Raw genomic sequence first — 2,123 nt, 5'->3', positions numbered from 1 at the left:
TTTCCTTGTTTTCGTGGTGGTATGCCAGGGTTGCCCCTGTGCGGGGCGGCACCTACTTTCTTTGCGGCGGCAAAGAAAGTAGGCAAAGAAAGCCGCTCAAACCGCCAGTGTGACGAAGTCCACAAACAGCCGTTTAAGGGGAATGGTATAGGCGCGTCTGCCATCTCGCACCATACCACCCAGTGACAAAGGACTCATTCATCCCGCTGCTCGCTACGCGCGCAGCGGTCGGGTCTACATGGGAAACCAGACGTGCTGCACAAACCAGCGAAGGCACATGCACCCCACTGGTTTGGGGTTATGCCCCACGGCGCGCGTAGCGCCGCCGGATGTGCGAGTGCCTTGTCACTTCGTCTGGTGGTGCGAAGCGACAGACGCTCCTATACCTTTCCCCCTGAACGGCAGTTTGTGGACTGCGTCACACTGGCGGTGTGAGCGGCTTTCTTTGCCTACTTTCTTTGCCGCCGCAAAGAAAGTAGGTGCCGCCCCGCACAGGGGCAACCCTGGCAGACCACCACGAACACAAGGAAACACGAAAAAACCCAAAAACCCCGCAAAAAACCTCAATGCGTCGACAATGACGAAGGCGCAACCACCAAAGTCGGCGCATCAGCCCCAGAAAGCGGCGCGATCCGCTTGCGCCGCTCACCGGTAGGCGCATTCCCAAACGCATCACGATAGCTCTTGCTGAAGTGACACGCCGACTGAAACCCGCAAGCCATCGTAATCTGCATAATCGACATATCGGTCTGCAACAACAGCTCGCGCGCCCGCCGCAACCGCAACGTCAAATAGTAATGCGTCGGCGTCATCCCAAGATGCTCATGAAATAACCGCTGCAACTGCCGTTGCGACATATTCGCGAGCCGCGCGAGCTCTTCTCGCGAGAGCGGTTCCTCGATGTTGTTCTCCATCAGCGCGATGACTTCGAACAGCGACTTGTTCGCCGAGCCAAGCCGCGCGACGAGCGGCATGCGCTGCTGCGCGCTGGTATCGCGTACGTGCTCGACCACGAACTGCTCGGCGATCTGCGTGACGCGCGCGGTGCCCACGCGCGTCGTGATCAGGTTGAGCATCATGTCGAGCGGCGCCACGCCGCCCGTGCAGGTCACGCGGTCGCGGTCGATCACGAAGAGCTCTTTGAGAAAGCGCGTGGACGGAAATTCCTCCTTCAGCGCCGACATGTTCTCCCAATGGATCGCGCACGCATAGCCGGCCAGCAGGCCCGCCTTGGCGAGCGCGTAGGTGCCAGTGCACAGGCTGCCGAGCGCGATGCCCATGCGCGCGAAGCGGCGCAGCGCGGAAAGATGTTCGGCCGTGGTGACGCGCTGCACGTCGACGCCCCCGCACACGAACACGATGTCGGGCTGGCCCACGCATTCGGCGGGGCCGGTGTCGATGGCGAGTCCGTTGCTTGCCGTAACCTGGCCGCCCTGGGGGCTGATGATCGACCACCGGTATAGCGGTTGCCCGCTCAGGTAGTTAGCCATGCGAAGGACTTCGATGGCGTTGGTAAACGCGATCATCGTGAAGTTGGGCAGCGGCATGAACGCGAAATGCGCTAGCGACGCCGAGCGGTCGGGCAACATGAGGGGACGATTCCTTTCATTCTGGGGCCATGGGCCGGGAACCCGGGCCAGGCTACCGCAATTCTGGAATCTGGCACGTCGAGTGTGCCATGCGGCTAAACCCTAATTCAAGCCGGACAAAAATACGGGTGGGGCAAGCCAGAAATGCGCCCAAGGCATTCGCGAAACGTGGCGGCGCCAGGGCCATTTCCATTCACCGCGAATAAGGTATGACGATTGTTCGGATCGGAAACCATTCCACCTATGGTTAGCGCGCCGGCTCACTTGTGAAAAATGGACGCCGATGGCGGAAAAGGAAAAGAACGCGTCTGAATTCATACATCGACCATAAATCCGAACGACAAGAATAGAGCCGTCAACCGCCACCGTCCCCAACGGCGGGAAACCCAGGCGGGGCGGGGTCTCAAGCGGTAAGGGCCATTCCTCTCACATCGTCACGGACGCTTTATGTCGAACACTCAAGCTTTCTTTTCGCAGCCGCTTGCCGAGCGCGACTCCGCGGTGCGTAACAGCATTTTGAAAGAAATCGAGCGG

The 2,123-nt window shown here is 60.0% G+C and carries 1 protein-coding gene; it reads right to left on the bottom strand.

What is annotated here, in order from left to right; translation table 11 throughout:
- Positions 1-563: 563 nt before the first annotated feature.
- Positions 564-1,589, bottom strand: coding sequence for a GlxA family transcriptional regulator (locus tag U5775_RS38680; protein WP_322063396.1), 1,026 nt, complete (start codon positions 1,587-1,589; stop codon positions 564-566).
- Positions 1,590-2,123: the final 534 nt, after the last annotated feature.

Source organism: Paraburkholderia sp. J63 (genome assembly GCF_905220245.1).
Classification (GTDB): Bacteria; Pseudomonadota; Gammaproteobacteria; order Burkholderiales; family Burkholderiaceae; genus Paraburkholderia.
This window is presented reverse-complemented; position numbering and strand designations above follow the sequence as displayed.

What these genes read in the sequence shown, in the direction of transcription:
- U5775_RS38680 (WP_322063396.1), bottom strand. Translation starts at nt 1,589, where the DNA reads ATGTTGCCCGACCGCTCGGCGTCGCTAGCGCATTTCGCGTTCATGCCG.